Origin of the sequence: Pseudomonas sp. NBRC 100443 (assembly GCF_030268185.1) — a bacterium.
GTDB classification, from domain to species: Bacteria; Pseudomonadota; Gammaproteobacteria; order Pseudomonadales; family Pseudomonadaceae; genus Pseudomonas; species Pseudomonas citronellolis.
The window spans coordinates 180,547-199,245 of sequence record NZ_BSQE01000002.1 but is presented as its reverse complement, the minus strand read 5'-3'; the positions used below and the strand labels follow the sequence as shown (position 1 = coordinate 199,245).

16 protein-coding genes are annotated in these 18,699 nt (G+C 67.4%); 5 read left to right on the top strand and 11 right to left on the bottom strand.

Annotation, left to right across the window (positions count from 1 at the left end; translation table 11 throughout):
- Positions 1–25: 25 nt before the first annotated feature.
- The 4 genes from QSJ95_RS03135 to QSJ95_RS03120 all read right to left on the bottom strand — a co-directional run bounded on the left by QSJ95_RS03135 (position 26) and on the right by QSJ95_RS03120 (position 5,704).
- Positions 26–1,657, bottom strand: a complete 1,632-nt coding sequence (locus QSJ95_RS03135; RefSeq protein WP_285639981.1) for a GMC family oxidoreductase — start codon at positions 1,655–1,657, stop codon at positions 26–28.
- Positions 1,654–3,681: an ABC transporter permease gene (locus tag QSJ95_RS03130; RefSeq protein ID WP_051879238.1), complete on the bottom strand. Its 2,028-nt coding sequence runs from the start codon at positions 3,679–3,681 to the stop codon at positions 1,654–1,656. Before QSJ95_RS03130 ends, QSJ95_RS03135 begins: the two co-directional genes overlap by 4 nt.
- A gap of 11 nt (positions 3,682–3,692) precedes the next feature.
- The gene (locus QSJ95_RS03125) at positions 3,693–4,733 is read right to left on the bottom strand and encodes a quaternary amine ABC transporter ATP-binding protein (protein ID WP_024128910.1); all 1,041 of its coding nucleotides are present in this window, start codon (positions 4,731–4,733) and stop codon (positions 3,693–3,695) included.
- Positions 4,734–4,804: 71 nt separating this feature from the next.
- Complete coding sequence (locus tag QSJ95_RS03120; RefSeq protein WP_285639978.1) at positions 4,805–5,704, bottom strand: glycine betaine ABC transporter substrate-binding protein; 900 nt, start codon at positions 5,702–5,704, stop codon at positions 4,805–4,807.
- A 380-nt stretch (positions 5,705–6,084) separates the two neighbouring features.
- Here QSJ95_RS03120 and QSJ95_RS03115 point away from each other — a divergent pair, with 380 nt between their 5' ends.
- On the top strand, positions 6,085–7,023 hold the full coding sequence (locus QSJ95_RS03115; protein WP_285639976.1) for a dihydrodipicolinate synthase family protein: 939 nt from the start codon (positions 6,085–6,087) through the stop codon (positions 7,021–7,023).
- 3 nt (positions 7,024–7,026) lie between these two features.
- Here QSJ95_RS03115 and QSJ95_RS03110 read toward each other — a convergent pair whose 3' ends face one another.
- Positions 7,027–7,911 (bottom strand): LysR substrate-binding domain-containing protein, encoded by an 885-nt coding sequence (locus QSJ95_RS03110; protein WP_502945259.1) that lies wholly within the window; start codon positions 7,909–7,911, stop codon positions 7,027–7,029.
- A gap of 280 nt (positions 7,912–8,191) precedes the next feature.
- Here QSJ95_RS03110 and QSJ95_RS03105 point away from each other — a divergent pair, with 280 nt between their 5' ends.
- Positions 8,192–9,256, top strand: a complete 1,065-nt coding sequence (locus tag QSJ95_RS03105) for a Dyp-type peroxidase (protein WP_285639974.1) — start codon at positions 8,192–8,194, stop codon at positions 9,254–9,256.
- On the top strand, positions 9,249–10,058 hold the full coding sequence (locus tag QSJ95_RS03100; protein ID WP_285639972.1) for a family 1 encapsulin nanocompartment shell protein: 810 nt from the start codon (positions 9,249–9,251) through the stop codon (positions 10,056–10,058). The genes QSJ95_RS03105 and QSJ95_RS03100 overlap by 8 nt, the downstream gene beginning before the upstream one ends.
- A 217-nt stretch (positions 10,059–10,275) precedes the next feature.
- On the opposite strand, the gene QSJ95_RS03095 is transcribed toward QSJ95_RS03100, so the two are convergent.
- The 4 genes from QSJ95_RS03095 to QSJ95_RS03080 form a co-directional block, all read right to left on the bottom strand.
- Positions 10,276–10,611 (bottom strand): histone-like nucleoid-structuring protein, MvaT/MvaU family, encoded by a 336-nt coding sequence (locus QSJ95_RS03095; protein ID WP_074983873.1) that lies wholly within the window; start codon positions 10,609–10,611, stop codon positions 10,276–10,278.
- A 134-nt stretch (positions 10,612–10,745) separates the two neighbouring features.
- Positions 10,746–11,762 carry a cytochrome d ubiquinol oxidase subunit II gene (gene cydB / locus QSJ95_RS03090; protein ID WP_253411776.1) on the bottom strand — a complete coding sequence of 339 codons (1,017 nt, stop codon included), beginning with the start codon at positions 11,760–11,762 and terminating at the stop codon, positions 10,746–10,748.
- A 12-nt stretch (positions 11,763–11,774) separates the two neighbouring features.
- Positions 11,775–13,169: a cytochrome ubiquinol oxidase subunit I gene (locus QSJ95_RS03085; protein WP_061561784.1), complete on the bottom strand. Its 1,395-nt coding sequence runs from the start codon at positions 13,167–13,169 to the stop codon at positions 11,775–11,777.
- A 73-nt stretch (positions 13,170–13,242) separates the two neighbouring features.
- A complete protein-coding gene (locus tag QSJ95_RS03080; RefSeq protein WP_043272835.1) occupies positions 13,243–15,567 on the bottom strand; it encodes an FdhF/YdeP family oxidoreductase in 2,325 nt (774 codons plus the stop codon).
- Positions 15,568–16,057: 490 nt separating this feature from the next.
- On the opposite strand from QSJ95_RS03080, the gene moaA reads away from it, so the two are divergent.
- Together moaA and QSJ95_RS03070 are read left to right on the top strand one after the other, a co-directional pair.
- Complete coding sequence (moaA, locus tag QSJ95_RS03075) at positions 16,058–17,062, top strand: GTP 3',8-cyclase MoaA (RefSeq protein ID WP_043272837.1); 1,005 nt, start codon at positions 16,058–16,060, stop codon at positions 17,060–17,062.
- Between the two features lie 19 nt (positions 17,063–17,081).
- Entirely contained in the window at positions 17,082–17,981 is a 900-nt protein-coding gene (locus tag QSJ95_RS03070) for a bestrophin family protein (protein WP_285639967.1), read from the top strand.
- Here QSJ95_RS03070 and QSJ95_RS32860 read toward each other — a convergent pair.
- Both QSJ95_RS32860 and moaB read right to left on the bottom strand, forming a co-directional pair.
- Positions 17,966–18,145, bottom strand: a complete 180-nt coding sequence (locus QSJ95_RS32860; protein WP_052267791.1) for a helix-turn-helix domain-containing protein — start codon at positions 18,143–18,145, stop codon at positions 17,966–17,968. The genes QSJ95_RS03070 and QSJ95_RS32860 overlap by 16 nt on opposite strands.
- 14 nt (positions 18,146–18,159) lie before the next feature.
- Positions 18,160–18,699, bottom strand: a complete 540-nt coding sequence (gene moaB / locus QSJ95_RS03060; RefSeq protein WP_058070373.1) for a molybdenum cofactor biosynthesis protein B — start codon at positions 18,697–18,699, stop codon at positions 18,160–18,162.

Sequence of the window (18,699 nt, the reverse complement as noted above, 5' to 3'; positions counted from 1 at the left end):
GTTGCTGGACAGCTGTCGTCGAGCCTCAGGCCGGGATCTTCAGGCCGTTGCGACGCTCTTCGACGATGAGTTCCGCGGCGCGCTCGCCGATCATGATCGAGGGCGCGTTGGTATTGCCGCCGACGATGGTCGGCATGATCGACGCATCCACCACCCGTAGCCCGCGGATGCCATGGACGCGCAACCGGGCATCGACCACGGCCATATCGTCGCTACCCATCTTGCAGGTCCCCACCGGGTGGTAATGGCTGCCGGAGAGGTAGCTCATGTACTGGTCGATCTGGGCGTCGGTGGTGCAGTTCCGGCTTTGCGCGAACTCTTCGCCCACCAGGGCCCGCAGCGGCTCCTGGCGGAACAGTTCGCGAGCCAGGCGGAACGCGCGGCGGTTGGTGGCCTTGTCGGCCTCGTCGCTGAGGAAGCGGTGGATGATCCGCGGCGGGTCCAGCGGATCGGCGGAATTGAGCGTGACCTCGCCGCGGCTCCGGGGGCGGCAGACCGCCCACTGGATCGCCAGGGCATGGCGGCGCGGCCAGGGGTCGTTGGCGCTGTTGGGGTTGACCGCGCTGGGGAACATCAGGAACTGCACGTCGGGCCGGGCAAGCTCCGGCAGCGTCTTGACGAAGGCCAGGGCGTTCATCGGGAATACCGAGAACGGCCCCTCGCGGCGCACCACGTACTGCAGCAGCGCGGACACGGCGTTCACCGGGTTCATCAGGCGGTAGTAGGTGTCCGAGGTGCGGCTTTCGTACTGGATGGTGGAACCGAAGTGGTCCTGCAGGTTCCGCCCCACGCCGGGCAGCACGTGGCGGGTGGCGATGCCGTGCTCGGCGAGCAGCTCGGGATCGCCGACGCCGGAAAGCATCAGCAGTTGCGGGGACTGGTAGGCGCCGGCGGACAGCACCGTGTCCATTCGCGCGCGGAAGGTCGCCTCCCTGCCCTTGTGGCGCACCACCACGCCCTCGCAGACGTCGCCGTCGAGCAGCAGGCGACAGGCGACGGCGCCGGTCAGGATCGTGAGGTTGCCGCGGTCCTTCGCCGGCCGCAGGTAGGCGCGCGCCGACGAGCAGCGGGCCACCGATTCATGGGTGTGTGTGTACTGCGACCAGGCGAAGCCTTCCTGGCTGGGGCCGTTGTAGTCCGGGTTGGCGGCGAAGCCCATGCGCGTGCCGGCATCGATGAAGGCCTGGTAGACGCTGTGCTGGTAATGCCCGAACGAGGTTTCCAGCGGCCCGCTGTCGCCGCGCAGCGGGCTCGGCCCCGCCTCCCAGCGCTCGGAGCGCATGAAGCACGGCAGGACCGAGTCGAAGCCCCAGCCCGGGTTGCCCAGCGCTTCCCACTCGTCGTAGTCCAGGGCGTTGCCGCGCACGTAGAGCTTGCCGTTGATCGACGAACTGCCGCCCAGCACCCGCCCGCGCGGCAGGTCGAAGCGCTGGCCCTGCAGCTCGGGCTCCGGCTCGGACTTGAACGACCAGTCGTAGCGGGTGCCCACGGTGACGGCCTCCCCCAGGGGGAAGGAGAAGCGTGGGTCCCAGTCCTTCGGCCCGGCCTCCAGCAGCAGCACCGAGACCGCCGGGTCCTCCGAAAGTCGGCCCGCCAGGGCGCAGCCCGCCGATCCGGCGCCGACGATGATGTAGTCGTATTGCTTGGAGCCACTCATGCTTTCTTCCCCGAAACCCGCTTCTCGCCGGGTGTTAGCTTGTTGACGGCCGCCCGCACGATGCGGTCGACCGAGATTGCCAGCGCCGCGATGCCCAGGCCCGCGATCAGGCCCTGGCCCGGCTGTACGCGGCCGATGGCCGAGAGTGTTTCCGCCTCCAGCCCCTGCGCGCCCACCAGGGCGACCACGATCAGCATGCCGAAGGACAGCATGATGGTCTGGTTGACCCCCAGCAGCATCTGCGGGAACGCCAGCGGCAGTTGCACGTGGAAGAACTCCTGCAGCGGCGTGCAGCCGTTCATGCGGGCGACTTCCTTGTACTCGCCGCCCACCTGCTGGAGGCTCGCGGCGACGTAGCGGCTTACCGGCGCGAGGCCGAACAGGACGATGGCGACGAAGGCGGCGAAGTCGCCCACCTCGAAGAGCACCACCACCGGAATCAGGTAGACGAAGGCCGGCAAGGTCTGCAGGGTGTCGGCGAATACCTCCAGCACCGCGTAGGCCCGGCGGTTGAGGCCGGCCAGGATGCCCAGCGGCAGGCCCAGGGCGATGGCGGTGAGGGTCGAGACCATCACCAGGTACAGCGACAGCATCGCCTTGGGCCACAGGCCGAACAGCGCCACGGCGCCGAGCAGCAGCACCACCATCGCCGCCAGCCTGCGCCCGCCGACCGCCAGCGCCAGGGCGCCCATGCCCAGCAGGGTGGTGAGCCAGCCGAAGGCGCCGAACAGCTCGCGGGCCGGGCGCAGCAGCCAGGAAATCATGCCGTCACGCAAGGCCGACAGCTCGGCCTGGTAGGCGAGGTTGAACACCCGCAACTGCTGGTTGAGGAACTTGCCCGGCTGGAACTCCAGCGCGCTGGGGAAGTGCGCGGCCGCCGGGAAGAACCACACGGCAACCACGCCCAGCAGCACGATGGCCAGGCACAGCGGCAGCAGCGGCAGCCTGCTGCGCGCCTGACCCTGCTCGGGGCGTCGCATGACCCAGGTACGGCAGGCGCGATCGAGCATGATGGCCATCAGGGTGATCGCCACGCCAGCCACCAGGGCCCCACCCAGGCGCATGGACTTCAGGCCCTTGAGTACCTCGGCGCCCAGGCCTTCGCCGCCGATGATCGCGCAGATGATTACGGTGGAGAACGTCAGCATGATGACCTGGTTCAGGCCCGTGAGCAGCGTCGCCCTGGCCGCCGGGACCTGCACGCTCCAGCAGCGCTGGCGCGGGGTGCAGCCGGTGATCTCGGCCAACTCGATGATCGAGCGCGGGGTGCGACGCAGGGCGAAGGTGGTGATGCGCGCCATCGGCGGCATCGCGTACACCACCAGCGCCACCAGGCCGGCGACCGGACCGAAGCCGAAGAACACCACGATCAGCACCAGGTAGGAGAAGATCGGCAGCGTCTGCATGGTGTCGTAGAACGGCTCCAGGATCGCCTCGGCCAGCGGGTGCCGGTACGCCAGGATGCCCAGCAGCAGCCCCAGCCCGCAGCCGATGGGAATGGCGACCATCACCGTCACCAGTGTCTGCAGCGCGGAGTCCCACAGGCCGGTGAACAGGAAGTACGCCAGGCACGCGCCCACCAGCAGGGCCAGGCGCTTGCCACCGAAACGCAGGCTGGTCAGCAGGCACACCAGGGCCACGGAGAACCACGGGATGGCGGGAATCCACAGCGGGCCGCCGCCGAACAGGCTGAACCTGAAGCCTTGGGTCAGCACGCCGGTGAGTAGGCGCTCCGGCCACGATAGCAGCGACGCTATTGCCCGGGTGAGATCGACGAGGGTCCAGGGCCCGACGCTGAGCGCGGTGACCGCGCCGAGAAAGCGGGTGACGTAGCTGCCGGCATCGACCGCCCAGGCCTGCGGGAAAGTGCGCGCCCACTCCAGTTGGTTGAGCAAGGCCAGCAGGCCGAGGGCAAGCGCCGTCAGGGCGACACTCAGCAGCGGGCGCAGGGCCTTGCCCGTGCGCGGCTTGCCGGCGGAAGCGTTGTTGTCCGGGGTGGCCGGCTCTGCGAGCAGGTTCGTCATGGCAGGACTCGTCATTTCTTCAACCACTTCGAGTAGGAGGCCCGGGAAACCTGGCCGACGACGGCGCCGTCGGCGTCCACCACGGCGATAGGGCGGTCCGCTTCGATCAGGCGCTGGGCCGCCTGGCCGACCTTCATCTCCAGGCTGAACGGCGCTTCGCCGTCCATGTCGGCGCTGGCGGGTTCCAGCAGCGCCCGCAGCGAAACCACCTTCTCCCGCGGGATGTCCTGCACGAACGCCTTCACGTAGTCGTTGGCCGGCCGCAGCACCAGGTCCTCCGCGGTGCCGATCTGGAGGATCTCGCCGTGCTGCATGATCGCGATCCGGTCGCCCAGGCGCACGGCCTCGTCGAAGTCGTGGGTGACGAAGACGATGGTCTTGCGCAGGCTCGACTGCAGGCGGATGAACTCGTTCTGCATCTCCTTGCGGATCAGCGGGTCGAGCGCGGAGAACGGTTCGTCGAGGAACCAGATCGCCGGGTCGGTGACCAGGCTCCGGGCGATGCCCACGCGCTGCTGCTGGCCGCCGGACAGCTCGTGAGGGTAGAAGGATTCGCGGCCGGCCAGGCCGACGAGCTCGAGAACCCGCCGGGCCTCCTGCAGGCGCTGTTCGCGCGGCATTCCGTTCATGCGCAGCGGGAAGGCGATGTTCTCCAGCACCGTGAGGTGCGGCAGCAGGCCGAAGTTCTGGAAGACCATGCTGATCTTGCGCCGGCGGATGTCCCTGAGCTGCTGGCTGGTGGCGCTGGCCAGCGACTGGTTGGCGATCATCACCTCGCCACAGCTGAGCGGGTAGAGCCCGGTCAGGCAGCGCAGCAGCGTGGACTTGCCCGAGCCGGAGAGCCCCATGAGGATGAAGATCTCACCCTCGCGCACTTCGAAGCTGGCTTCGCGCACGCCGGTGATGTAGCCGAGCCTGCCGAGTGTTTGCGCGTCGCGCGGCTGGCTTGCATTGCTGAGATAGCGCTCGCAGTCGGTCCCGAATACCTTCCAGACGTCGACGGCCTTGAGGGCAAGAGACTCGTTGTTCTGTACAGAGGTCGACACAATCATTACTCCCACGAAACCCGATGTTCGGCTGTTCGGCGTTTGCCCCAGGGCAACGCCCGTTGAACGGCCGATCGCTATTTCGCCCAGCCTTGCACCCGGTCCGCGTGCGCGGATATCCAGGTGTCGGCCTCCTCCTCGGGGGAACTTCCTTCGTTGTCGATCTGGTCCATCGCCTTGGCGACGGCGCCCTTGTCCAGGGTGAACTTCTGCAGGATCTTCTCCGCCACCGGTATCCGCGCGAACGCGGCCTTGTTGCCCAGCTTCAGGACGTCCACCTCCGGGCGCGAGTCGGGGAATTGCACGAAGGCGCCGGGGTTCTTCTCGGTGAACCAGTTGGGCGTGTACATCCAGCCCAGGATGGGTTGCTTGCGGTCGATCGCGCCCTGGAAGGTCGCCAGCAGCGCGGCCGGGGAACCCGAGTTCACCAGGGCGAAGGGCAGTTCGAAGTGGCTGATGCGCTCATCCGAGCGCGAGCCCCAGTCCGCCGGCGCATCGACGAAGCGCCCCTTGGGCGCGGTGCCGGCGGTGGCGAGGGCCGCCGCGCACTTCGGCTGCTTGAGCGCCTCCCACGAGGGCAGGCCCGGGCAGACCTCCACCAGGTACTGCGGATACCACCAGCCCTCGGTGACCTTCACGCCGGTGGGCCCGTAGTTGGTGACCTTGCCGGAAGCCAGGGCGGCCTTGGTCATCTCGACGCCGGTGGTCTGCCAGGCGCCCAGCGTCACGTCGATATCGCCCGTCTGCACCGCGGTGTACTGCGCGGCGGAATCCACGGTGACGTACTTGACCTCGTAGCCCGCCTGCTTGAGCGCCTGGCCGTACACGGCGGCGATGAAGTCCGAATCCGATGAGTTGATGAAGGAGATCTTCACCGGCTCGGCCACCTCGGGAACGGCCGCCTGCACCGTGGCGACGGAGGCTCCCAGCAACGCCAGCATGCTGATGATCAACTGGCCTGACTTACGATTCTTCATACTCGAACGCCCTCGATGAATTGTTCTTGGAGGTTTGGGCAGCGGTCATGGGTACGGCAGGAATGCGTTCTTGTTCTTCACCTCGTTCGGCGATGGCCCGTCCGGTAAAAGCGAATGACAGGAAACGGCCGCCGTGGAGCCACAATGCCCCCGTGGACGGGGCCCAACAAGTCACTTTTTTTGGCCACCTGTAAACGCCATGAACGCTTCCGGCAGAGCCTGCGCGGGCCCATGGCCGCGCGGCTTCCAGCGCGCCCCGAAGGAGCCGCCCGTGCCTTCGCCAAACGCATGGGACCCATGAGTTTTGCCCGTTTTGGAAACGCCCCGGGCACGGCCTAGTCTGGGTTCGCCCTGCAACCCGAGCCTCCCAGGAGAAGCCCATGCGACTGACCGCCCATGCCCAAGGCGTCTACCCCATAGCCCCGACGCCGTTTCTCGACGACGGCCGTGTCGACTTCGCCGCCATCGACCGGCTGATCGACTTCTACCTGTGCTCCGGCGCCAGCGGCATCACCGTGCTCGGGCAACTGGGGGAAGCGGCGAAGCTGGAACACGGCGAATCACTGGAAGTGGCCACGCGGATGATCCGCCGCGCCGGCGACCTGCCGGTGGTGGTGGGCGTGACGGCGCCGGGCTTCGCGGCGATGCGCGCGCTCACCCGCGAGGTCATGGAGCGCGGCGCCGCCGGGGTGATGATCGCCCCGCCCCATACCCTGCGGAGCGACGAGCAGATCGTCGGCTACTACCAGCAGGCCGTGGAGGCCATCGGCAGCGACGTACCGTTCGTGTTGCAGGACTACCCGCTGACCTTCTCGGTGCAGATGTCGCCGGACGTCATCCGGCGCATTGTCAACCAGCTCGACAGTTGCGTGATGCTCAAGCACGAGGACTGGCCGGGCCTGGAGAAGATCAGCGCGCTGCGCCGCTTCGAAGCCGAAGGCAGCATGCGGCGCATCTCCATCCTCTGCGGCAACAATGCCCTGTTCCTGGACCAGGAGCTTCGACGCGGGGCGGACGGGGCCAACACCGGCTACTGCTTCCCGGACATGCTCTGCGAGATGCTCGCCGCGGTCCGCGCCGGCAACATCGAGCAGGCCCTGGACCTCTTCGATGCGCACCTGCCGCTGCTGCGCTACGAACAGCAGCCCGGCGTGGGGCTCGCCGTGCGCAAGTACGTGCTGATGCGCCGTGGCCTGTTGCGCAGCGATCGCCAGCGGCGCCCATTCACGCCACTGTCGGAGCAGGCGACAGGGGAAGTCGAGACGCTGCTCGCCCGGCTGGCCCGGCGCGACCCACGCGCCGCCCTGGAGCCGCGCTGAGGGCTACAGCTCGCCGAGCAGCCAGTCCCTGAAGGCCAGGAAAGCCTCGTCGTGGACCCTGTGGCCGGGTGCGACGAGGTAATAGCCGGTGCCGCGCAGCCGCGCCGAGTCGAGCGGAATCCTCAGCGCTCCGCTGGCCAGTTCGTCCTCCACCAGGAAGCGCGGCACCAGCCCGGCGCCGAGGCCGGCGCAGACCGCCTGGAGCAGGTGGGCGGTGAGTTCGAACTGCGGCCCGAGCCTCAGCGCTTCCGCACCGATGCCCTGCGCCCGGAACCAGTCGCGCCACAGGTCGGGCCTGGCCACCACCCGCAGCAGCGGCAGCGCGGCGAGGTCGGCGGGCTGGCGCAGGGCTTCCGGCAGGCGGGCCCGTGCGCTGACCACCGGCACCAGTTCCTCCTCGAACAGCGGGTAGGCGGCGACACCCTGCCAGCGCCCCTCGCCCACCACTATCGCCGCATCCAGCTCGCCGTCGAACTCGACGGGGCCGACCCGCGAATGGATGTGCACCTGGATGCCGGGATTGGCCGAATAAAAGCGCGGCAGCCGCGGCAGCAGCCACTTGGAGCCGAACGCCGGCAGCACCGCCAGGTTCAGCGCCGCCGCGTTGCGCCCCAGGCGGACCACCCGCTCCGTCGCCTGGCGTATGGCCGTCAGCGCGGCGGCGACCTCCTCGGCATAGCGCTTGCCGGCCTCGGTCAGCAGGAGTTGCCTCCCCGTCCGCTCGAACAGCGTCACCCCGAGCGACTCTTCCAGCACCTGTATCTGCCGGCTCACCGCGCTTTGGCTCAGGCACAACTCTTTTGCAGAACGCGTGAAACTGCGGTTCCTGGCGGAAGCCTCGAACGCCAGCAGCGACGACATGGACGGACAGAGCACACGAGGGTTCATCGGGTTGGCTCCCCTGGGAAACGGGTCGACAGGTTGAGGGGCTTCCGGGAAGGGAACAAGTGAGCTTTATGGACGTTTCGTCAGGCTGATTTACAACTGGCGAACGGCCGAGGCTGGCCAATGTGCTCGGAGTCTGCCGGAGATGCTGCATTGGCCTGCAAAAGCAACATGAACTTTACTGAAGCATCTTCCTCGGTGTCGCAAGCCGATAGTCATCGACCGGCTTCACGCCCGGCGAGCAGGTGGGCGGCGTTTCCGGCGTCCGGTCCTACCCGTTGAAATGAGCCTGCAAGAGGAGCAACGCGTGTCCACAGCCGTTCCCCAGTCGGTCACCGCCCCGCTGAGCCGGGCCGCCATCTTCCTGGTGCTGACGATCAACCCCGGCCAGGCCGGCGAAACCGCCGTGCGCGCGTTGTGCGCCGACCTGCCCGGCCTGTTGCGGGCCATCGGGTTCCGCGCCCCGCAGGGGCTGCTGTCCTGCGTCATGGGCTTCAGCTCGGCGGCCTGGGACCGCCTCTTCGGCCAGCCCAGGCCGCGGGAGCTGCACCCCTTCCGCGAAATCCAGGGCGCGCACCACGCCGTGTCCACCCCGGGCGACCTGCTGTTCCACATCCGCGCCGAGCGCATGGACCTGTGTTTCGAGCTGGAAACGCAGATCATGGCCCGCCTCGGCGACGCCGTGGCCACCGCCGACGAGGTGCAGGGCTTCAGCTACTTCGATGCCCGCGACCTGCTGGGCTTCGTCGACGGCACGGAGAACCCGGCGGGCCAGGCCGCGCTGGACGCCACCCTGATCGCCGGCGAGGACGAGAACTTCGTCGCCGGCAGCTACGTCGTCGTGCAGAAGTACCTGCACGACCTGGCCCGGTGGAACGCGCTGCCGGTGGCCGAGCAGGAACGGATCATCGGCCGGCACAAGCTCTCCGACATAGAGCTGGACGACGCCGTCAAGCCGAGCAACGCGCACAACGCCCTGACCACGATCGTCGAAGACGGCGAACAACTGGAGATCCTGCGCGACAACATGCCCTTCGGCGATATCGCCAAGGGCGAGTTCGGCACCTATTTCATCGGCTACGCCCGTTCGCCGCGGCGCATCGAACGGATGCTCGAGAACATGTTCATCGGCCTGCCCCCAGGCAACTACGACCGCCTGCTGGACTTCAGCCGCGCGGTGACCGGCAGCCTGTTCTTCGTGCCTTCGGCCAGTTTTCTCGAACAGGTAACCCCGGACGCCAGCGTAGCTGCCGCCCCTGCCCTCCCCGCGCAGGACGGCTTGCCTCCGCTGGCGCCCCGCGACGGCTCCCTCGGCATTGGCTCACTAAAGGAATCAGGCAATGAATAACCTGCACCGTGAACTCGCCCCCATCTCCGACAAGGCCTGGGCCCAGATCGACGAAGAGGCCACGCGCACCCTCAAGCGCCACCTCGCGGCCCGCCGCGTGGTCGACGTGCCGCCGCCGGGCGGCCTCGGCCTGTCCGCGGTGGGCACCGGCCACCTGCATGCGCTGCCGGCCCCGGCGGAGGGCATCCAGGCCGCCCAGCGCGATGCCCGGGCGATCGTCGAGCTGCGCGTGCCCTTCGAGCTGAGCCGCCAGGCGATCGACGACGTGGAGCGCGGTTCGGACGATTCGGACTGGGACCCGCTGAAGGACGCCGCCCGCAAGCTGGCCTTCGCCGAGGACCGCGCGGTGTTCGACGGCTACGCCGCGGCCGGCATCCAGGGCATCCGCCAGGCCAGCAGCAATGCCGGCGTGGTGCTGCCGGCCAACGTGCGCGGCTACTCCGGCGCCGTGGCGCAGGCGCTGAGCCAGCTGCGCCTGGCCGGCGTCAACGGCCCCTATGCCCTGGTGTTGGGGGCGGACGCCTACACCGCGGCCAGCGGCGGCAGCGACGAGGGCTACCCGGTCTTCCACCACATGGAGCAGCAGGTGGACGGCGGCATCATCTGGGCCCCCGCCCTGGAAGGCGGCTTCGTGCTCAGCACGCGCGGCGGTGATTTCGAGCTGGACATCGGCCAGGACATTTCCATCGGCTATGCCAGCCACAGCGCGACGAGCGTGGAGCTGTACTTCCTGGAGACCTTCACCTTCCGGGTGCTCACCAGCGAGGCCAGCGTGGTGTTGACGCCGGGGAAAAAAGGATAATCGCCCACGCCGGACACCTCGGTGGCACGGACGGCGGCGCATAACCGCGAACGGTTATGCGCCCTACACATGTTCCCACCGAACCCACCTGTAGGAGCGGGCCCTGCCCGCGATTTCGCGCGCAGGGCGCGCTCCTGCATGGAGTAGCGTAGGTATGGGGCTGCGTGGCCCGCTCTTCGTAGGATGGGTTGAGCGAAGCGATACCCATCAATGCGAGCTAGCTGAGAATCCAGGACTCCACGACCTCCTCGCCATAGACGTCCTTCCAGCCCAGCAGCGTCTTGTGGTCGCGGTTGTTGGTCCGCACCGTCTCGCCGGTGTGCGGGTTGCGGTAGACCTTGCGGGCGCGGATCTTCTGGTATTTCGCGCCCTTGGCCTGGTCGCCGTTGGCGATCCAGTCGGCATCGGTCTCGAGGATTTCGATGACGTCCTCCAGGGTCTTGTCGTACTCGCCCATCAGCTCGCGGAGCGATTCCACGAATGCCTGGTTGTCGAGTTCGGCGTCGTTTTCCTGGGCGGCGTCGTCACGGACTGAATCTTTATCGTCTTTCATCGCAAGGCTCCGTTATCGGTATCTGTACGGGCCGGCACGGGCGGCCCGCTGGAATTCGGAAAAAAGCGTCCCCGCGCCGGGGGCGGCCGCGCTCGGGCGCGGCCACCGCCAGCTGTCGTGTGGCTCGTGGGGAGTTAGTGGTAGGCGTCTGCGGCGGTGACCTTGCCGCGGAACACGTGGTAGCTCCAGAAGGTGTACATGAGGATGATCGGGATGATGAACAGCGCGCCGATCAGGGCGAACAGCTGGCTGGACGGCGGCGAGGCGGCCTGCCAGAGGTCGATGGCCGGCGGGATGATCTTCGGCCAGATGCTCACCGCCAGGGCGAGGTAGCCGAGGAACATCAGGGCCAGCACGCTGATGAACGGCAGGTGCGAATGGCGCTTGCGCAGGTTCGACTGGACCAGGCACATCGACGCCACCGCCAGCGCGGCGATCACCGCGAAGAGCACCCAGTGGCGCCCGGAGAACCACAGCTGGGCGATGTTCGGGTGCAGCCAGGCGGTCCAGGCGCAGATCACCACGATCACCGCCGCCAGCAGGTAGGTCAGCGGCCGGCTGTAGTGGCGCATGCGCGACTCCAGCATGCCCTCGGTCTTCACCAGCAGCCAGGTGCTGCCCAGCAGCGCGTAGGCCACCACCAGGCCCAGGCCGCAGAACAGCGGGAACGGCGACAGCCAGTCCAGCGGGCCGCCGGCGAACTGCCGGTCCACCACCGGGATGCCGTTGATGTAGGTGCCGATGGCCACGCCCTGGAAGAAGGTCGCCAGGAAGGAGCCGGCGATGAACGCCTTGTCCCAGATGTGGCGCTTCTGCGGCTTGGCCTTGAAGCGGAACTCGAAGGCCACGCCACGGAAGATCAGCCCGGCCAGCACCAGCACCAGCGGCAGGTACAGCGCCTCCAGGATCACCGAATAGGCCAGCGGGAAGGCGCCGTAGAGCGCGGCGGCGCCCAGCACGGCCCAGGTTTCGTTGCCGTCCCACACCGGGGCGACGGTGTTCATCATCACGTCGCGTTCACTGGAGTCGGACACCAGCGGGAAGAGAATCCCCAGCCCCAGGTCGAAGCCGTCCATGATCACGTACATCATCAGCCCGAAGGCAATGATCACGCCCCAGATGACCGACAGGTCGATACCTTGAATACCCATGTTGCAACCTCCTCAGCCGGCAACCGACATAGGTCTGCGGATGCTGGAAGGCCCGGCGGGCTCGCTGTCCAGCGGATCGATCAGGTGCTGCTGGCCAGGCCCCTTGCGCACCAGGCGCATCATGTAGCCCAGGCCGACGGTGAACACCGAGAAGTAGATGACCACGAACAGCGCCAGGGTCAGGCTCATCTGCGCGACGTTGTGGTTGGAGACCGCCTGGCTGGTGCGTAGCATGCCGTAGACCACCCAGGGCTGGCGGCCCATCTCGGTGGTGAACCAGCCGGCCAGCAGCGCGATCAGCCCGGAGGGCCCCATCGCCAGCACCAGGCCCAGGAAGGCGCGGTTGCGGTACAGCGCGCCACCGCGGCGCAGCACCAGGGCGGCCAGGGCGCAGAGGATCATCAGCATCCCCAGCCCGGCCATCAGGCGGAAGCTCCAGAACACCACGGTGGAGTTGGGCCGGTCCTGCGGGGCGAAGCTCTTCAGCGCCGGGATCTGCTTGTCCAGGCTGTGGGTCAGGATCAGGCTGCCCAGGTACGGCACTTCCAGGCTGTAGCGGGTCCGCTCGGCCTGCATGTCCGGGATTCCGAAGAGGATCAGCGGCGTCGGCTCGCCCGGCACGTTCTCCCAGTGCCCCTCGATGGCGGCGATCTTCGCCGGCTGGTGCTCCAGGGTGTTCAGGCCATGGGCGTCGCCCACCAGCACCTGCAGCGGCGCCACGCCCAGGACCATCCACATGGCCATCGACAGCATGGTCCGCGTGGCCGGGTTGTCGCGCCCGCGCAGCAGGTGCCAGGCGGCCGAGGCGCCGACGAAGAAGGCGGTGGACAGGTAGGCGGCCAGCGCCATGTGCACCAGGCGGTAGGGGAAGGACGGGTTGAACACGATCTTCAGCCAGTCCAGCGGCACCACGCGCCCATCGACGATGTCGATGCCCTGGGGCGTCTGCATCCAGCTGTTGGACGAGAGGATCCAGAACATCGAGATCATGGTGCCGATGGCCACCATCACCGTGGCGAAGAAGTGCAGGCGGCGCCCCACCCGGTCCCAGCCGAAGAGCATCACGCCGAGGAAGCCGGCCTCCAGGAAGAACGCCGTCAGCACCTCGTAGGTCAGCAGCGGCCCGGTGATGCTGCCGGCGTAGTCGGAGAAGCGCGCCCAGTTGGTGCCGAACTCGTAGGCCATGACCAGGCCGGAGACCACGCCCATGCCGAAGTTCACCGCGAATATCTTCGACCAGAACTTGTAGAGGTCCTTGTAGACCGCGTTGCCGGACTTCAGCCAGAGCCCTTCGAGCACGGCCAGGAAGCTGGCCAGGCCGATGGTGATGGCCGGGAAGATGATGTGGAAGGAGACCGTGAACGCGAATTGAATCCGCGCCAGGTCCAACGCCTGTAGGTTCAACATGGCGAAACCCTTATTGATCGCTCATTCATGAAATGCCGGCAGCCGTCCTCCGGCTGCCGCACGGGAGTCCGCCTCAGGCGACAGTCGAATGGATCCGATTGTCTTCCCGGGCCTTCTCCAGCCTGATCGCGATGAACTTGGAAGTTGGCGTGAAGGTGCGCTCGCCATAGCTTTCCAGCGGCACCAGCGGGTTGGTCTCCGGGTAGTAGGCCGCGGCCTGCCCGGCCGGCAGGTCGTAGGCCACCAGCTGGAAGCCGTGGACGCGGCGCTCGATGCCGTCTTCCCAGAGCGACACCAGGTCGACCTTCTCGCCCGGCTCGAAGCCCAGGCGGCGGATGTCCCGCTCGTTGGCGAAGACCACCTCGCGCAGGCCGAACACCCCGCGGTAGCGGTCGTCCAGGCCGTACAGGGTGGTGTTGTACTGGTCGTGGGAACGCAGCGTCTGGAGGATCAGGTCGGGCCGCTCGCCGCGGGCCAGCACCGCCTGGTTGACCAGTTCCAGCGGCAGTTCGCTGGGGGTGAAGCCGGCCTTGCCGCTGGCGGTCTTCCAGACCCGCTCGGCCGCGTCGTTGCCCAGGTGGAAGCCGCCGGGGTGCTGCAGCCGCGCGTTGAAGTCGGCGAAGCCGGGGATGACGTCGGCGATCAGGTCGCGGATGTGCCCGTAGTCGGCGATGGCCCAGTCCCAGTCGATCGGGCGGTTGCCCAGGGTGGCCTTGGCGATGCCGGCGATGATCGCCGGTTCCGAGCGCAGGTGCGGCGAGCGCGGCTTCAGCTGGCCGTGGGAGATGTGCACCATGCTGAAGGTGTCTTCCACGGTGACGCCCTGGGGCCCTTCGGCCTGCATGTCGACCTCGGTGCGGCCCAGGCACGGCAGGATCAGCGCGTCGCGGCCGGTGACCAGGTGCGAGCGGTTGAGCTTGGTGGCGATGTGCACGGTCAGCTCGCAGTTGCGCAGCGCGGCGTGGGTGCGCGGGGTGTCCGGGGTGGCCTGGGCGAAGTTGCCGCCCAGGGCCAGGAACACCTTGGCGCGCCTGGCTTCCATGGCCTGGATGGCCAGCACGGCGTTGTCGCCGTGGCCACGCGGCGCCTGGAACCTGAAGCGTTTCTCCAGGGCGTCCAGCAGCCAGGTCGGCGGCTTCTCGTCGATGCCCATGGTGCGGTCGCCCTGCACGTTGCTGTGGCCGCGCACCGGCGACAGGCCGGCGCCGGGCTTGCCGACGTTGCCGCGCAGCAGTTGCAGGTTGACCACCTCCTGGATGGTCGGCACCGAGTGGCGGTGCTGCGTCAGGCCCATGGCCCAGCACATGATCACGCGCTCGGCGCGGCGGTACATGCGCGCCGCCAGCTCGATCTCGGCCAGGCTCAGGCCGGACTGGCCGACGATGTGCGCCCAGCTGGTGGCGTCCACCGCCGCCAGGTAGTCGTCCAGGCCGCTGGTGTGCTCGCGGATGAAGGCGTGGTCGAACACCGGCGGCTCGCCGTTGGCCTGGGCCTCGCGCTCCCACTGCAGGAGGAACTTGGCCATGCCGCGGAACATCGCCATATCGCCGCCCAGGGCCGGGCGGAAGTAGGCGGTGTTGGTCGGCTCCGAGCCGTTGCTGAGCATCTCGAAGGGGTGCTGCGGGTGCTGGAAACGCTCCAGGCCACGTTCCTTCAGCGGGTTGATGCAGATCACCTGGGCGCCGCGGTGCACGGCCTCGCGCAGCGGTTCGAGCATGCGCGGGTGGTTGGTGCCGGGGTTCTGGCCGATGACGAAGATGGCGTCGGCCTTCTCCAGGTCGTCGAAGACCACGGTGCCCTTGCCCACCCCGAGGGTTTCCGCCATGCCCAGGCCGCTGGCCTCGTGGCACATGTTCGAGCAGTCGGGGAAGTTGTTGGTGCCGAAGGCGCGGACGAACAGCTGGTAGAGGAAGGCCGCCTCGTTGCTGGCCCGGCCGGAGGTGTAGAACTCCGCCTCGTCCGGCGACTTCAGCGCCTTCAGGTGCCGGGCGATCAGGGCGAAGGCCTCGTCCCAGGTGGTTTCCACGTAGTGGTCGGTCGCCGCGTCATAGCGCATGGGATGGGTCAGGCGGCCCTGGTATTCGAGCCAGTAGTCGCTCTGCCCGGCCAGCGCGCTGACGCTGTACTTGGCGAAGAAGTCGGGGTCGACGGAGCGCCCGGTGGATTCCCAGTTGACCGCCTTGGCGCCGTTCTCGCAGAACTTCACCAGGCCGTTCTCGGGCGACTCGCCCCAGGCGCAGCCGGGGCAGTCGAAGCCGCTGTTCTGGTTGGTCTTGAGCATCGCCCGCAGGTTCTTGACCGCGTTCTCGCTGCCCAGCCAGCTCTTGGTCACGCTCTTGAGCGCGCCCCAGCCGGCGGCCGGTCCGGTGTAGCGCCTTATATGTTCGTCTTGGCTCATTCAGGCATTCCTCGATTACACGCAGAGAATGAAAGTTCTCAGGCAGAAAAAGGCGACGCTAAGAGCACGCCAATATCGGAACGCTGAGCGAGCAACTTCCTTGCGCGAAACTTGCTGTTCGCAACACCGGGTGAGTTGTGCTCAGGTCCAAGTTCCAGGGCCTTTTTTCGAACAATCGGCCTGAAAGCTGGAAAGACATTGGTTCGCCTTGTGACATCAGGCTATTGAGAAGCGGAGATTGCGTCCAATCGAAATAAATTAAACCCTGATCAGAACCGTCTATCAGGCCTGGAATGCCCGCAGTAGAAGGGTGGAATGGACAATTAAGGCGCTTGATAGACCACTCTTATCAACCGGTAATCAAAAGCAATTTGACGCCCCTGGGCGAACTGACTAGCCTCACCTCGAAGATCGCCAGAGCATTAATAAAAAGATGCCAACGCCTGCGTGCAAAGAGCAATGAACGATCACTTCGAGAGGCAACTCGGAATTGAATGACAATACTGGCGAACTCATCGACGGTTTCAATCGGAAGATCGATTACCTGCGCATGTCGGTGACCGACCGCTGCGACTTCCGCTGCGTGTACTGCATGGCCGAGAACATGCAGTTCCTGCCGCGCCAGCGCATCCTCACCCTCGACGAGCTGTACCGCGTGGCGGAGCGCTTCGTCGCCCTGGGCACGCGCAAGATCCGCCTCACCGGCGGCGAGCCCCTGGTGCGCCAGGGCATCGTCGAGCTGTGCGCGCGCATCGCCGCCCTGCCCGGCCTGCGCGAGCTGTGCATGACCAGCAACGGCTCGCAGCTGCAGCGCCTGGCGCAGCCGTTGCACGATGCCGGCCTGGCGCGCCTGAACATCAGCCTCGACAGCCTGGATGCGCAGCGCTTCAAGGCGCTCACCCGCACCGGCGACCTGCAGCAGGTGATCGCCGGCATCGACGCCGCGCGCCGCGCCGGCTTCCGCCACACCAAGCTCAACTGCGTGGTGCTCAAGGGCCGCAACGACCACGAGGTGGTCGACCTGGTGCGCTTCGCCATCGACCGCCAGCTGGACATCTCCTTCATCGAGGAAATGCCCCTGGGCGTGATCGACGAGCACCAGCGCGACGAGTCCTACTGCTCCAGCGACGAGGTGCGCCAGCGCATCGGCGAGCGGTTCACCCTCATCGAATCCGCCGAATCCACCCAGGGCCCGTCGCGCTACTGCCGCCTGGCCGAGGCGCCGGAAATCCGCATCGGTTTCATCTCGCCGCACAGCCACAACTTCTGCGGCAGCTGCAACCGCGTGCGCCTGACCGTCGAGGGCCGCCTGCTGCTGTGCCTGGGCAACGAGCATTCGGCCGACCTCAAGCAGGTGCTGCGCGCCCACCCCGGCGACGCCGAACGGCTGGACAAGGCGATCCGCCAGGCCATGCGGCTCAAGCCCCAGCGCCACCACTTCGAGGTCGGCGGCGAAGTGCAGATCCTGCGCTTCATGAACATGACCGGCGGCTAGCCGCCCCTTCGGAATCGCCATGATCGTCCAACCGCAACCCGACATGCTGCGCGTGCTGTTCACGCTCAAGGGCTCCATCGCCAAGCGCATCGCCTTCCGCAGCCTGCTGGTCACCCTGCTGGCTTCGCTGATCGTGCTCGTCGAAAGCCGCCATCCGGCGTTCTTCGCGCGGGTCAACGCCACGCCCTTCACCCTGCTGGGGCTGTCGCTGTCGATCTTCATGAGCTTCCGCAACAACGCCTGCTACGATCGCTGGTGGGAAGGCCGCAAGACCTGGGGCAAGGTGATCATCGACATGCGCTCGTTCATCCGCGAGAGCGTCGCCATCAGCGACGCCGCCCTGCGCGAACGCCTGCTGCGCGCGCTCTGCGGCTACGCCCACGCGCTCAACGCGCGGCTGCGCAACGAGGACGAGCTGAAGGCCGCCCGCCCCTGGCTCGCCAGCGACACGCCGATCGCCGCGCACAACGTCACCGACGGCATCCTCCAGCACGTCGGCAGCGTCTGCTCGCAGCTGGCCGAAGAAAAACGCATCAGCGAATGGCGCTACGTGACGCTGGAGCAGCGCCTGGCCGCCTTCACCGATGCCCAGGGCGTGTGCGAGCGGATCAAGGCGACGCCCATCCCCTTCCCCTACACCCTGCTGCTGCACCGCACCATCTACATCTTCTGCATCCTGCTGCCCTTCGCCATGGCCGAGCCGCTGGGCTGGATGGCGCCCATCTTCACCACCATCGTCAGCTACACCTTCTTCGGCCTGGACGCCATCAGCAACGAGCTGGAAGACCCCTTCGGCCGCGAAGAGAACGACTTGCCCACCGACGCCATGGTCCGCGTCATCGAGCGCGACATCCTCGGCGCCCTGGGCTACAGGGACCTGCCGCCGCCCCTGCAACCGGTGGACTACGTCCTCAGCTGAGCGGCACGGTACGCCGAGGGCGGCATGCCCTCCCAGCGCTTGAAGGCGCGGCGGAAGTTGGCCAGGTCGGTGTAGCCCAGGGTGTAGGCGATTTCCTCGATATCGGCGATGGGCGAGCCTTGCGCCAGGTCGAGCAGGCGGCCCAGGGCCTCGTCGACCGGCATCGGCGCCGCGCCCTTCATTGGCGCGGCCCGCAGGCGTTGCCGGGCTTGAGGTGCGCGACGAAGTTGCAGGGGCGGTGCCGCGAATCGAGCTGCTCGACCAGGATGCCCTCCCAGGCCGTCCGGCAGGCCCCGGTGGAGCCCGGCAGACAGCACACCAGGGTGCCGTTGGCCAGGCCGGCCAGGGCACGGGATTGCACGGTGGAGCTGCCGATGTCGAGGATCGACAGCGCGCGGAACAGCTCGCCGAAGCCTTCGACCTGCTTGTCCAGCAGGCAGGCGACGGCCTCCGGGGTGCTGTCGCGGCCGGTGAAGCCGGTGCCGCCGGTGATCAGCACCACCTGCACCTCCTCCTCGGCGATCCAGGCGGCGACCTGCGCGCGTATCCGGTAGAGGTCGTCCTTGAGCAGCACGCGCGCCACCAGGCGATGGCCGATCTCGACGCAGCGGCTCGCCAGCAACTCGCCCGACGTATCGTTTTCGAAAGTTCGCGTATCGCTGACGGTCAATACCGCGATGTTCAGCGGAATGAATTCCGTATTCGGTTTGACACTCAC